The sequence below is a fragment of the Ekhidna sp. genome (assembly GCF_040223195.1).
Taxonomy (GTDB): Bacteria; Bacteroidota; Bacteroidia; order Cytophagales; family Cyclobacteriaceae; genus Ekhidna.
Window position 1 is genome coordinate 157,490 of sequence record NZ_JAVKDX010000006.1, and the last position, 14,421, is coordinate 171,910.

10 protein-coding genes are annotated in these 14,421 nt (G+C 45.7%); 7 read left to right on the forward strand and 3 right to left on the reverse strand.

Features of this window, described 5'->3' with window-relative positions:
- The first annotated feature begins 28 nt into the window (after positions 1-28).
- Together RLN88_RS02130 and rlmB are read left to right on the forward strand one after the other, a co-directional pair.
- Complete coding sequence (locus RLN88_RS02130) at positions 29-1,177, forward strand: GWxTD domain-containing protein (RefSeq protein ID WP_350219722.1); 1,149 nt, start codon at positions 29-31, stop codon at positions 1,175-1,177.
- A complete protein-coding gene (gene rlmB / locus RLN88_RS02135; protein WP_350219723.1) occupies positions 1,170-1,910 on the forward strand; it encodes a 23S rRNA (guanosine(2251)-2'-O)-methyltransferase RlmB in 741 nt (246 codons plus the stop codon). The genes RLN88_RS02130 and rlmB overlap by 8 nt, the downstream gene beginning before the upstream one ends.
- Here rlmB and RLN88_RS02140 read toward each other — a convergent pair.
- A complete protein-coding gene (locus RLN88_RS02140) occupies positions 1,907-2,983 on the reverse strand; it encodes a mannose-1-phosphate guanylyltransferase (protein WP_350219724.1) in 1,077 nt (358 codons plus the stop codon). The two genes, rlmB and RLN88_RS02140, sit on opposite strands and share 4 nt — an antisense overlap.
- Before the next feature lie 145 nt (positions 2,984-3,128).
- Here RLN88_RS02140 and recQ point away from each other — a divergent pair, with 145 nt between their 5' ends.
- From recQ to RLN88_RS02160, 4 genes are all read left to right on the forward strand, one after another.
- On the forward strand, positions 3,129-5,318 hold the full coding sequence (recQ, locus tag RLN88_RS02145) for a DNA helicase RecQ (RefSeq protein WP_350219725.1): 2,190 nt from the start codon (positions 3,129-3,131) through the stop codon (positions 5,316-5,318).
- Between the two features lie 77 nt (positions 5,319-5,395).
- Complete coding sequence (gene purD, locus RLN88_RS02150) at positions 5,396-6,679, forward strand: phosphoribosylamine--glycine ligase (protein WP_350219726.1); 1,284 nt, start codon at positions 5,396-5,398, stop codon at positions 6,677-6,679.
- Positions 6,680-6,725: 46 nt separating this feature from the next.
- A complete protein-coding gene (locus tag RLN88_RS02155) occupies positions 6,726-7,874 on the forward strand; it encodes a PSP1 domain-containing protein (RefSeq protein WP_350219727.1) in 1,149 nt (382 codons plus the stop codon).
- Positions 7,875-7,876: 2 nt separating this feature from the next.
- Complete coding sequence (locus RLN88_RS02160) at positions 7,877-8,347, forward strand: gliding motility lipoprotein GldH (protein WP_350219728.1); 471 nt, start codon at positions 7,877-7,879, stop codon at positions 8,345-8,347.
- On the opposite strand, the gene RLN88_RS02165 is transcribed toward RLN88_RS02160, so the two are convergent.
- Together RLN88_RS02165 and RLN88_RS02170 are read right to left on the reverse strand one after the other, a co-directional pair.
- Positions 8,340-12,335 (reverse strand): AAA domain-containing protein, encoded by a 3,996-nt coding sequence (locus tag RLN88_RS02165; protein ID WP_350219729.1) that lies wholly within the window; start codon positions 12,333-12,335, stop codon positions 8,340-8,342. The two genes, RLN88_RS02160 and RLN88_RS02165, sit on opposite strands and share 8 nt — an antisense overlap.
- A 3-nt stretch (positions 12,336-12,338) precedes the next feature.
- Positions 12,339-13,052, reverse strand: a complete 714-nt coding sequence (locus tag RLN88_RS02170) for a ComEA family DNA-binding protein (protein WP_350219730.1) — start codon at positions 13,050-13,052, stop codon at positions 12,339-12,341.
- Positions 13,053-13,144: 92 nt separating this feature from the next.
- On the opposite strand from RLN88_RS02170, the gene hemA reads away from it, so the two are divergent.
- Positions 13,145-14,395, forward strand: a complete 1,251-nt coding sequence (gene hemA, locus RLN88_RS02175) for a glutamyl-tRNA reductase (RefSeq protein ID WP_350219731.1) — start codon at positions 13,145-13,147, stop codon at positions 14,393-14,395.
- Positions 14,396-14,421: the final 26 nt, after the last annotated feature.

Genomic DNA, 14,421 nt, shown 5'->3' on the forward strand with positions numbered 1-14,421 from the left:
AATCAATTATATAGCTAATTTGGAACCTATGAGGAAGCAAGTCCTGATATTGAGTGTATTTTCAGTTTTAATCAGTTTTTCGACCTGTGCGATCAATTTTTCCCGTGTAAATGTGGCCTGGCAGTATGATGTGAACTTCCCTGTGAAAATGGCTCATCGGGTGGTCGACACTGAGAAAGGGACAATTATATTTCTTAGGGTATCTGCCGATTCGCTACGAAGTTGGGAGTATGAATTTCTGGTTCAGGATGGATTTGAGACGGAAGCACACCGTACCCTGCAAAGGATCACAATTGATAGTTTGCTGGATGTGAAAAATCAGACTGTACTGAAGATTGAGATACCGGAGATGAAGGAAAAACTGCTGATCGTCAAATTTTCTAAGCCGGAGAATTTCTACTACTATGACATCAGCTTACAAATTGGGGTACTATCATACCCTGCTATCTACCCCGTAGATGAAAATGGGTTACCAATCCTCGAGAAATACATCAACCGATCAGGCTTTTCATGGAAAGGGAATGATTCCTTTTTGGCCATGAAATATGTGGAGGCATTTCCTCCCGCAGATCCGCCTATGGCCGACATGAAACCTCTGGCACCTCAGGTGAATATGGATACTGCATTCGCTTTTGGTGAGGGAGTGGTGTTTGAAGAAAATAATTTCTATGTGGTACGAAAGGATTCGCTGGCCACCTCAGGTGTGACCATGCTTCGCATTCCCCCTTATTTTCCTGAGTATCGTCAGCTAGGAGAGTTGATCGAATCCATGCTCTACCTGACCAGCGAACCGGAGAGAAAAGCCATGCTAGCGTCAAAAAACCCCAAGCAGTCGTTCGATTCGTTTTGGATGAATACATTTTCTACCAAGTCCAGGGCACGAAATGCCATTCGTAAATATTACAACTGGGTCGAAAATGCAAACATCCTTTTCACGGATTTTAAGCCCGGCTGGAAGACGGATCGAGGCATGATGTACATTGTTTTTGGCAAACCGGATGAAGTGTACCGGACAGGAAGCTCAGAAGAATGGTACTATGATGACGGCTCGGCCTTTGAGTTCACAATAATCTCGACTTTTTTTGCACCCAAAACATATTCACTGCGACGTAAAATTGATTTTGAAGAGCAGTGGTATACCCAAATTGCTGCGATTCGTAGCGGGATCAATGAATAAAAAATCCGACATTATTTACGGCATTCGCACAGTCATAGAGGCTGTGAAATCCGGGCAGCACCTCGAGCGTGTTTTCATTCAAAAAAACCTGAAGGGCGATCTTTATAAGGAACTGATGCTCGCCCTGCACAATACGTCCACGCCAATCTCCAAAGTGCCAGTAGAGCGCATCAATAAGTTTACAAGCAAAAACCACCAGGGGGTAGTGGCGCTTATTTCCCCGGTGCAATATCATACGCTGGAGCACCTCATTCCCAAGCTCTATGAGGAGGGCAAAAACCCGTTGATTCTGGTGCTGGATGAAATAACAGATATACGAAATTTTGGTGCTATCGCCCGCACAAGTGAGTGCCTTGGGGTTCACGGGCTTGTGATCCCTTCAAGAGGTGGGGCGCAAATCAATGAAGATGCAGTAAAGACCTCTGCGGGGGCTTTTAACTATCTGCCCGTATGCAGAGAGCGAAGTTTGCTGGATGCTGTGAGGTACCTGCAGGAGTCAGGGATCAACGTGATTGCCTGCTCGGAGAAAACGGATAATACCCTGGATGAAATCAACTTCACCTTACCCACTGCCATCATCATTGGCTCTGAGGATGTAGGCATCTCTCCGGAATTGATAGACCTTTCCAATGAGATTGCAAAAGTGCCTATGACAGGCTCCATTGAGTCACTAAATGTAGGTGTGGCTGCCGGCATGGCACTGTACGAAGTGCAGCGCCAGCGAAAGGACTAAACGTACTTATCTCCTTTTTCAGCTTTTACATCGGTGGTGAAGTCTCGAAAAAGGGACGAATCTTCCTTCTTGCAGACAAGCAATACATCGTCAAAATCTGCAATGAGCATCCCTTCACATCCCTGCACCACAGTGATTTTTCCCTTTTTTGATTTGATGTAGTTGTCTTTGGAATCATACGTCATCACAGAGCCCTCAATCACATTTTCGTTTTCGTCCTTGGCTTTGATCTCATGCAGAGCATTCCAAGACCCCAGGTCAGACCAGCCAAACTCTCCGGGCACCACATACACATTTTTGGCTTTCTCCATGATCGCATAGTCAATGGAGATATTCTTGCACTGGCTGTAAGCTTTCTTGATAAAGGCACGTTCATTTTCCGTATAATATTCATTTAGCCCGTCAGCAAAAAGACTGGCAATCTCCTCATCATGGGTTTCAAATGCTTTGATAATCGAATCGATGGACCAGACAAAAATGCCAGAGTTCCAGAGAAACTCTCCGCTCTCGATAAATTTTTCTGCCAGATCTGCTTCCGGCTTTTCCGTAAATGTTTTCACCTTCTTCACAGGCACGCCAGGATCACTTATATATTGAATATATCCGTATCCTGTCTCAGGCCGATTCGGACGAATGCCGATGGTGATGAGCTTTTCATCTTTGGAAGCAGCATCTACTGATGTGGATATAACCTGCAGAAATTCCTTTTCTTTGAAAATGGCATGATCGGAAGGACTAACCACAAGCACCGCATTAGGGTCCTTTTTCATGATCTTGTAAGCCGCATAGGCAATGCATGGTGCAGTGTTTCTTTTTTCTGTCTCCAAAAGGATCTGATGTGGCGCAAGCTCCGGCAGCTGATCCTCAATCAGTTTTTCATATTTCTCGTTGGAAACAACCCAAATCTTATCTTCTGAAGTGATCTCCTTGAAGCGATCAAAAGTCATTTGAAGAAGTGACCTTCCTGTGCCCAATACATCCAAAAATTGCTTGGGCTTGGCATCCCTACTATAAGGCCAAAAGCGAGTGCCGCTTCCGCCGGCCATAATCACTACATAAATATTTGTACTCATAAGATTTTGGTGAGAAATTCGCCGTAAGAATTAGTCGTGGCAAATATAACTCATCCCTAAGCGTTGCAACGCTCACACCCGAATCAAACAATTTGTTTGCCATAAAGGATTTGATTAACTTTTTACTTTACATCAATCAGGAGAGATGGAGACAACTTCCGAAGTGAGTCTTAAGGAAAGCCTCAAACGCGTATTTGGATATGACCAGTTTAGAGGTAAGCAAGAGGATATTATTAACAATATTCTCGATGGGAAAAATACGTTCGTGATCATGCCCACGGGTGCTGGCAAATCGCTTTGCTATCAGCTACCGGCTATCGTGCAGGAGGGGACTGCCATTGTTATTTCACCTTTGATTGCCCTGATGAAAAATCAGGTTGATCAGATGAATGCAGTAGGCATTCACGCAAGGTTTCTCAACTCTACCCTCACCAAGTCGGAAAGCAACCGGGTCAAAAAAGATACCATCTCAGGGATTGTCAAACTACTTTATGTAGCTCCGGAATCTTTGACCAAGGAGGAAAACGTGGAATTCCTGAAGCAGGCAAAAATCTCATTTGTAGCCATCGATGAGGCACATTGTATTTCGGAATGGGGCCATGATTTTCGCCCCGAATACCGCAGAATCAAAGACATCATAGCCAAACTGGGCGATATCTCGATGATTGCCCTGACAGCTACAGCCACCCCAAAGGTTCAGTTAGATATACAGAAAAACCTGTCTATGGACGGGGCAAAGCTTTTCAAATCTTCCTTCAACAGAACTAACCTGTATTATGAGGTAAGACCTAAGAAGAACGCTAAAAAGCAACTCATAAAATTCATAAAGGATCATAAGGGAGATAGTGGAATCGTCTATTGCCTCAGCAGAAAAAAAGTGGAGGAGATAGCGGAGTTTCTCCGGGTAAATGACATCAACGCTGCGCCGTACCATGCCGGTATGGAATCCAAGGAGCGCATGAAAAATCAGGACGGATTCCTAAATGAAGATGTAGACGTGATTGTGGCCACCATCGCTTTCGGCATGGGGATAGACAAACCCGACGTTCGCTTCGTGGTTCACTATGATGCACCCAAATCAATCGAGGGATACTATCAGGAAACAGGCAGGGCCGGAAGAGATGGCATTAGCAGCAATTGCCTCATGTTTTATTCCTACAATGACATTCTTAAGCTCGAAAAATTCAACAAAGACAAGGCAGTAACCGAACGTGAAAATGCCCGGTTTCTCTTAGAAGAAATGGCATCCTACGCTGATTCTGCCATCTGCCGAAGAAAGCAGCTACTCCATTATTTTGGTGAAGAATATACGGAAGATAATTGTGGGCAATGCGACAATTGTGTCCACCCAAAAGAACAATTTGAAGGTAAGGACATTATTCAACTGGTTATCCAGGCAGTGAAACAAACCAATGAGCGATTTGAAATCAATCATTTGGCTGCATTGATTGTTGGCAAGGCTACCCAGCATGTGAAGAGCTACGATCATGATAAGCTGGATGTTTACGGGAAGGGCAAATCGATCAACGATGATGAGAACTTCTGGAGGTCGGTGATCCGGCAGACGCTCCTACATGAATTCCTAAAAAAGGACATTGAAAACCCAGCGGTATTCAAAGTATCGAAGAAGGGAGAGGAGTTTTTAAAATCGCCGTATTCCCGTATGCTTTCAAAAGATCACGAGTATACCTCCAATGGTGATGAGGAAGAGGATATGGATAGGGTACCTATCAATGTGAGTGCCTATGACAAGGTTCTTTTTGGAATGCTCAAGGCACTTCGCAAGGATATTGCACACCAGGAAGATATCCCTCCATACGTGATTTTCAGCGATCCATCCATGGAGGAAATGTGCACAGTATATCCTACCACTATGGATGACCTGAAACAGATTGTTGGGGTTGGTGAAAGCAAAGCAAGGAAATTCGGTGAGCCATTCCTCCAGCTAATCGAGGAATATGTGGAAGAAAATGACATTGTGACTGCCTCTGACGTATTGGTGAAAACCTCTGGCACCAAATCCAAAAACAAGATTTACATCATCCAGCACATCGACCAGAAGATGGATTTTGAAGAGATCGCTGAGGCACGGGGGATGAAGTATGAAGACGTGATCACTGAAGTGGAAAACATTTGCTACTCCGGCACCAAGCTCAATATTGATTATTACATCGATCAGTTGCTAGACGATGAGCGACAGGACGATATCTATGACTATTTCCTGAATGCAGAAACAGATGAACTTTCCGTGGCGATGGAAGAGTTGGGTGAATATTACTCGGAAGATGAAGTTCGCCTCATGCGTGTGAAATTCATGTCTGAATATGCACACTAGCCGGAAGTGAGGTATTCGCTTTGAAAAAAGCTCGAATACGCAGAACTTAGCCCCCTGTTTAGCAAAGTCACACCCACATGAACATACTAATTCTTGGTTCCGGAGGACGGGAACACGCACTTGCCTGGAAAATCAAGCAGAGCCCAAAAAGCGGAAAGATTTTTATTGCTCCCGGAAATGGTGGAACGCACAAAGTGGCTACCAACCTGGATCTGGATATAAAGAATTTTGACAAGGTGGGGGAGGCCATCAAAGCCCATGAAATTGACATGCTGGTGGTTGGTCCCGAAGATCCACTGGTGGAGGGGATCGTGGATCACTTTCGGGCAGATAAGGACTTTAAGAAACTAAAGATCATAGGGCCGACTGCAAAGGGGGCCATGCTGGAAGGGAGCAAAGAGTACGCAAAGGAATTTATGAAACGGCACAACATCCCCACTGCGGATGCCCGAACCGTGACCAAGGAAAACCTGGAGGAAACCCTCAAATACATGGAGCGCCTGGATCCTCCGTATGTGCTGAAAGCCGATGGCCTGGCAGGGGGAAAGGGTGTAATTATCACAGAGGAGCTGGAGGAGGCCCGAAAGTCCCTGAGAAACCTGATCGAAGACAGAAAATTTGGGCAGGCAAGTGAAAAAGTTTTGCTGGAGCAATTCCTTAAGGGGATTGAAGTGTCATTTTTCGTGATTACTGACGGGAAGGATTATCGGATTTTGCCGGAGGCCAAGGACTATAAGCGGATCGGGGAAAGAGATACCGGCCTGAATACCGGAGGAATGGGTGCCGTGTCACCAGTGGTGTTTGCAGATAGGGCGTTTAAGGAAAAAGTAAATGAGCGAATCATTCGGCCGACAGTTCAAGGACTGAAAAAGGAGAAAATTGATTACTGTGGGTTTATCTTCTTTGGGTTGATCAATGTAGGAGGAGACCCATATGTGATCGAATACAATGTGCGAATGGGTGACCCGGAAACTGAGGTGGTGCTACCTCGTATCAAAACGGATTTTCTCGAGTTGCTACTGGCTGCCGCTGACAATAACCTCGTTGACACGGAGATAGAGTATGAACGATTCACAGCCTCAACAGTCATGTACGTGAGCCGTGGGTATCCTGAATTTTATGAAAAGGGACACGAAATTTCAGTGGGTGATCTCAAGACCGTGTTGCCCTTTCATGCAGGCACCAAACTCCAGGATGGCAAGCTGGTGACCAATGGCGGCCGGGTGATCGCTCTGACCGGGCTGGGGAAAAATCTGGGAGAAGCCCTGAGCAAAGCGTATGCCGGAGGCAGGGAAATAAACTGGGAAGGAAAGAAATTTCGGGAAGATATTGGATTTGATCTTAAAGCGCTGGGTCAATAAATTCACCACTTCTATTTCCTGAAGATATCCATTAGATTACAGAAATATGGGATGCGCAAGCTGTGGTACGGGAGGGTCGGCCGGATGTCAAAACAACGGCCATTGCAGCTCAGGAGGTTGCAACAAACTCAATGTGTTTGATTGGCTTTCAAACATGGACGTGCCAGCCATGCACCGTTTCGATGTGGTAGAGGTTCGATTCAAAAACGGGCGTAAGGAATTCTTTCGCAATGCCAACCGACTTGATATTGTGACCGGAGATCCGGTAGTAGTGGATGTGCCAAACGGTCACCACATTGGATACATCTCCCTTCAGGGCGAGCTGGTGCGCCTGCAAATGACCAAAAAGGGAGTCAAGGATAATGAAGAAGTGAGGGAAATCTATCGGAAATCTACAACCCGTGATTTGGAACGCTGGGAGGAGGCCAGGAATCGGGAAGAAGCGGTGATGTACCGAACCAAGGAGATTATCCAGCAAACAAAGCTGGAAATGAAGCTGACCGACGTGGAATTTCAGGCGGACGGAGCAAAGGCCACTTTCTTCTATTCTGCCGAAGGAAGGGTCGATTTCAGGGAGCTGATTAAAGTGCTGGCAGGCGAATTTCGAATTCGAGTAGAGATGCGCCAGATAAGCGTGCGACAGGAAGCCGGAAGGATCGGTGGCCTTGGAGTATGCGGAAGGGAACTATGCTGCTCTACCTGGCTCACGGATTTTAAAAATGTATCCACCTCGGCAGCCCGATATCAAAATTTATCTCTTAATCCCAGCAAACTCTCCGGCCAGTGCGGAAGGTTGAAATGCTGCCTCAACTATGAGCTGGATACATACATAGAAGCCCTTAAGGACATTCCCGAAGTGGAGTCTCCACTGCAAACACAACGTGGTGCCGCCAAACTTCAAAAGACCGATATCTTCCGAAAGATCATGTGGTTTGGCTATGACGATGACAACAACTGGCACGCTGTAGATGTGCAGCGTGTGAAGGAGATTTTGGAGCTGAACAAAAAAGGCAAGAAACCATCGTCATTGCAGGAGGATCAGTTGGCAATCGATGATCTGGATACCTCATCCATCAATAGCGACCTGGAAGCGATGGATAGGAAGTTTAGCGACAAGGGTAAAAAGAAGAAGAAAAAGAAGAAAAACAGATTTCGGGGGAAGACACCTCAGCAAAAGTCACAAGAAAAATCTTAACTATGAGATACGTCACATTACTTGCGGTTTTTATTGGCTTGGCATCCTGCGACTCCAGTCGGGTTTACGAGGATTACAACGATCTTGAGGAAGCTTTCTGGCATCTGGATTCCATTCAGACCTTCCCATTTGAGATTCAGGATACCACAAAATCCTATAACCTGCTGGCGACTTTTAGAAACGCATCTTCATATCCATTTTATAACCTGTACTTTCAATACACCTTAAAGGATTCTGCTGGAAATGTTTTGGTAGAGCAACTCAAGGAGGTTCAGCTATTTGATGCTAAAACTGGCGAGCCGCAGGGGAGCGGCCTGGGAGATTTGTTTGACCATTCTTTTGTTTTGGAAGAGGGCTACACCTTTGAAGGCGCAGGTAACTACTCTCTCTCATTTGAGCAATACATGCGGAGAGATACGCTCCCTTTTATCCTGGCAGTGGGGGCGAGAGTTGAATTCGCCAAGGTTAATTAGCAAACAAAAACTTCTTCATTTTTTCCTTGGCGGCATCTGAGTCTAGCCACAGCTCGCGGCTGTGAAACCTCACATGGGGCCAGTTTTTCATGAGCAAATGGAAGTGTTGGAATGCATAAATCTGCTTGGGAGATAGTGCCTGATGATAGCGCTCATCATCTGTCAAAATCAACCCGGTATATATTTTTCCTTTCTTCACTGAGAGGTCCGCAAAGGGGAGCTCCTTGGCTAGTTTGAATTCTGAAAACTCATGGAAAGATGGATCCTGGATTTTGTTTCTCAGAAACCAGTCCACATGGTGCTCATCATACTCTGGAATATGAGGTGTCCATTTTCCAATGCTCACGTCCCAGGCATACTCCAGATATTTCTTCAATAGCTTGGGGCCTTCATTTTTGGTATCGTCTGTCTTGAGTAGTTGAGGGAGAATGCTGCTCACAATCATCACTTTCTCCCTTGCCCGGGTCACCGCCACATTGAGTCTGTTTTCCCCACCTTCTGCATTCAGGCTCCCAAATTGCAGCTTGATCTTGCCTTTTTTATCCGGGGCATAGGTAATGCTGAAAATGATAATGTCACGCTCATCGCCCTGAACGTTTTCAATGTTTTTTACGAACAGAGAGTCAGGGATCAGGAGACTTTGCTCTGCGGCCCGCTCTTCCAGCATGTCCATGATCAGGCCTTGCTGCCGGTAGTTGAAAGTCACAATGCCAATTTCCTTTTCGGGTTCAGTTTCGAGAAACTTCAACGCCTGCGTCACCACCTCAGCTGCCTCAATTTCATTGACGCCATCATCCCAGATTCCTTTAGTTTGTACAAATTCGATGGCAGGCTCCCGCTTGTTCACATACGCATAATCTGGAAGCAGGCGCAGTTTTCCCTTGTAAAAATGTTCGTTGGAAAAATCGATCAGTTCGAGTGACTTGCTGCGGTAGTGCCCCGCCAGGCTCACCTCTGGCAGGTAGTGTTTGGTCAGGTCGAGTAGCGAATCGATGGACAGTTCAGGGGTATCATCATCTTCATCGTCCCACCGCACCCGGTACAGATCGCTTGGCTGGAGCTGCATGCTGTCACCAGTGACCACAATCTGCTTGCCCCGATACATGGCCGGGATGCCTCGCTCGGCAAAGCACTGAGAAGCTTCATCAAAAATCACCAGGTCAAACGTTTCGCGCATGGGAAAAATAGCAGAGGCACTTTCCGGCGAACACATCCAGCAGGGAAGCAACGTGAAAAGCTCGTCAGAAAACTCAGAGATCACTTTTCGGATGGGCCAGATCCTTCGCTTCTTGGTGACCTGATGCTGAAGATCGCGGTAGGTTACCCGGTTTTTCAATCGATTGTATTCGATGTTTTCATAGGTTTTCTCCCTTGACTTTAGGAGTAAAATTTCTTTGCTGGCCTCTCTTTTAGCTTCAATCTGATCTCTTAGTTCTGCCGCAAGATCATCCAGTTTTCCTGACGAAACATACCTCAAATCCGGATATTTGGATTCGATGTGGTCAATCCAGGCCAGGGCCAGGCTGTTTCGGAAAAGCTCCAGACCCTCCTCTATGGTTCCATTGTTTTGATCGGTGATTTCAGCCAGCACTTTCATTTCCTCGGATGTGAGATCGGCTTTTAGCTTGTGGTATTCACAAATGGCATCAAAATCCTTTTTGAGAAGCTTTTCAAGCCGATGCGGATCCTCCTTTTTCAGGATGATTGCCCTGATCTGGTGAATATTTACATATCGGCCCCAGAGCGCTAGCTGCTGAGGCACTTTATGAACAAGGCTAATGAGTTGGTCAAGCCTCTTCGAATAACTGGCATGATCGAGCTTGCCCACGGGGAGGTATTCATTGAGTGAGCGCACAGTTTGTGCCACTGTGAACATATTCAGCCCCATCTTTTGCCAATAAAACCAATCCTGCAAGTCTATTTTTCGGAAGCTCTTTGGAAAATTGTGCAGCCAGTCATTTTCAGCAATTTGGGATAATATATGCTCAAAGTTTAACCGGTTGTCGATCCGCTCCACCAGCACATTAAACCCTCTCTTATTGTTTTTCAGGTCATTTGCCACCATCACCCTTTTCAGAAAGGTTTTTTCTTTCGAAAAGAGGCTCCACTTCAGCCAGCTGAACGGATTTTTTCTGGCTTTCATCGCTGATCTCAGCACCTCCTGAAAACGCCCAAGGTTTTCTGATTTGAGGGAGCTTTCCAAGCCCACCCCCCTGAAGCAGGCCATCATGGTGCGTTCCGTTTGCGAAAGCCAGTTTAGATCCTTGTCTGGCTTGTCTGCATGCAGTTGCTGATAGACTTTGTACACCACACTTTCTTTTAGCCCCTCAAGAAGCTCCATCAATTCCGGGAATTTGTTGGAGAGGTATTCGGCTATTTCAAAATCAACAGGTTGAGAGCTGAAATTCTTTGAAGCGGCCAGGAGCATCTCATTAAAATCAGGAACTTCCCGAAGAACATTTTTGAGATGAACAAGATCCTGGGTCTGGAAGGAAGCGAATGAGGGGCCCTTGGCCCAAAAATGGGTCCGCTTTTCAAACTTATCAAAATAGGTGAGGTAAGATTTGAACCTTCTTTCAGTTTCGTCCAGATTGGAAAAGTGAAAGGATCGATACTGCAGGTTCATCCCGAAGCTGGGCCGATCGGGGCTGCTGGTGAGGTAAAGTTCCTTCACGGATTTGCCACATTCAGACTCATCAAAAAGTGCCTCGCGAAACTCCTGGAGTTCTTCCACAATTTGATCAATCCTTCGGCTGGCCTGAAGAAATCCACGCTCAAGCTGGATAGCATCCAGACTGTTGTTTTTCTTTTCATAGACCTCTACCGATTCAATCTGCTCATCAATCTGCTCATAGATCGGTTTTCGGTCATTCTTGAAATCATGGACCAGCGCTACAAAATCATGGATCTCTTTTTCCTTTAGCCGCTGGTATACCACATCCAGGGCCGCTTTTTTCTGGCAAACGAGCAGCACATTTTTTCCCCGTGCGATAAAGTCGCAAATCAGGTTGCTGATGAGCTGGGACTTGCCGGTACCCGGGGGGCCTTGCACCACGAGCGAATTTCCCTTTTTTATTTCCTTGAGCGCATGCTCCTGATAGGCATCCAGGGGAAAAGGGGTAAATGTATTTTCCTCATTCACCCGATCAAACAAGGCTAGCTGGTTCTCGTTTTCCTTTTGAATTTTCTTTACGAAAAATTCCTCCAGGTCTGTATCATGCTGATCTTCAATCAGCTTCACATAGTCCGGCACCAGGTAGGACCCGGCTTGTGGAAAAATGCCCAGCACTGCGTGAGGGTGCATCTTCAGTGCTCCTGTTTTCTCACTGGATTCCAGCTGTGATTTTTTTAGATCGGGATAGGCTTTAAGTTCGTCAGCAAAGTTTTCCTGATTGAAGTTGATCTCCACACCGCTGTTTTTTAGCAACTCATAGAGCTGTGTTCGGAAGACAGTGGCATCCCGATCATAGTCGTCAATTACTGTTTCGATCAGCTCTTCATCCAGGGGGATCCCATTGTAGTAAGAATAAGCCAGCAGGAAGGTTTTGTTCAGTGTTATATTCACATCGTCCCTTCTGGAGAGGTGCCATTCGTTTCCATCCTTTTCTATCGAAACGGGGAAGAAGATTAACGGACATCTCACCAGTGTATCATCCGAAAATTTCCCTTTGATAAATGGCCATCCTATATAGAGATCCTTGGCGCCACGCTCATCGAAAATAAACTTCTCAATGCGTTTGATTTTCCTCAGCCTCTTGCTCAGTTCATTGGATGATTTGCTCCTGCTGTCAATCTCACTGCAGAGCGGTATTCTTTTGCGCTGCTCAATCAGGTGCTTGATGATGCCGAAGCTGGCCTCATTCTCTGCATAGTCAAAATCATGGATATCGATAAACTGGTCCCGCAACAATCGGAGAAGTAGCAGGGACCGATTGTTGCCGGAAAGATTGCTCAATCGCCTAAGGTATGACTTGAGAATTTTCTGCATAGCCTATTTCAAATATGGCTTTATTCTCAGGAATGTACGTTCGTCTATCGCTTTTATTTTCTTCAGGTCTTCTGCTGATGTGATATCGCCATGTACTTTGCGGTAGTTGATGATAACCCTGGCCAGGTCATAGTTAATATACGGGTGCTTAGCGAGGACCTTTATGGAGTCAGAGTTGATGTCCAGGGGAGTCACGGAAGATTGGACTTGAAAATGTTTTACCAGCTCATCGATCGTTTCTTTTTTAAGGCCGTAAACCTCCTTCAACTGGGAGGTATCGCTGAAACCTCCCAGCAGATCACGATACTTGACAATTCGCTCAGAATAAGCAGGACCAATTCCCCTCACTTTTTGTAAGTCCTCCACTGAGGCCATATTCAGGTCAGCTATGATGATTTTTTCCACTGGTTCGGTTTCCTTCTTCCAGGGTTTTGGCTGGGTTTCCTTTTTTGCGAAATCTTTTTTTACCGGGAAAAAGACGCTCTTGTCAAAATCCTCTCCATCCTCTTTCACATCGTAGGAAGCCTGCACCTCGTTAATCCATGCCAGTGCAGTGCTATCAGGGCCAATCGTTGATTTGCTTTTGAGAATGGATATACGGTAATGGGAAAGCAGGATGGCAATAAAAATGATAAAAATCAGTACCAACGTGCCTCGGGATTCTGTCCTGGTGAATCCAAGGGCACGGGAAATAGCATTAGTGATGAATTTGAACATTATTTAAAATAATTCTAAATAAGAATTGACTGATTTTTATCACAACCAATATACGCAAGGCGCTGTTATTTTTGCTACCGCAATAGATTGAGATGGAAGGATTTAAGGCATTAGGACTATCTTATAAAAACTCACCAATAGAAGTGAGGGAGAAAGTAGCTTTTAGTGAGGCTGAGGCTAGTCAGTTTTTGGTCAATCTAAAAGAGACGTTCGGTGTGGAGGAAGCATTGCTGGTATCCACCTGCAACCGAACAGAACTTTATTACACCTCACCATCCAACCTTACAGGTGAGCTTATTCGTTTGATTTCTTCCTTCAAGGGAATACCTTCTCACCAACTTGAGAATCACTTCGAGTCCTATGATTCAAAGGCAGCTCCGAAGCATCTTTTTGAGGTTGCGTTAGGATTGGAATCGCAGGTGCTGGGAGATATCCAAATCAGCAACCAGGTAAAAAGGGCCTATCAGCAAAGTGCTGATTTGAACCTGGCCGGACCACACCTTCACAGGCTGATGCACACCATCTTTTTTGCAAACAAGCGCGTAGTTCAGGAAACAAGTCTTCAGGATGGTACTGCCTCTGTTGCCTCGGTAGCTGTGGATTTGATCAGCGGATTTATACGAAATATCAGCGATCCTCGAATTGCCCTGATAGGATTGGGCGAGATAGGACAGAATGTGCTTGAAAATCTCAACAGTGAAGAAGTCAGCATCACATTGGTAAACCGAACCAAGTCGAAAGCAGACAAGCTTGCAGAAGGCCAAAATATTAAGGTTTGTGACCTATCCGCTTTGGATCAGGTGGTTTCAGAAAATGATGTGATCATATCAGCAGTGACCACCTCATCTCCAATACTTTCATCTGCAAATTTCGGGAAAGGTACAGTACATAAGCTGCTGATCGATCTGTCTGTGCCCCGAAGCATGGACACTGATTTGGAGCGAGTACCTGGGGTTTCCCTCTACAACGTGGATCAGCTGACGGAACGAACATTGAAAGCCAGGGAGATCAGGGAGCAAGCTATCCCAGCTGCCCGCAAAATCGTAGAAGATGAACTTGCAAACTTCCAGAGCTGGAAGAGTGAGATGGGCGTATCGCCTACCATCCAGCGATTGAAAAACGCATTGGAACAAATCCGAAAAGAAGAGCTGGCCAGGCACAAGAAGCTATCCGATGAAGAAATGGAACTTCTGGAAGTAGTAACCAAAACCATGATCCAGAAAGTCATAAAGCTGCCGGTATTGCAATTGAAGGCAGCATGTAAGCGTGGGGAAGCGGAAACATTGGTAGGGGTGCTTAATGATCTCTTTAATCTTGAATCCGCTAATGTAGAAAAGGAATAACCCGCCGTATATTTGTTTGCGGGAGT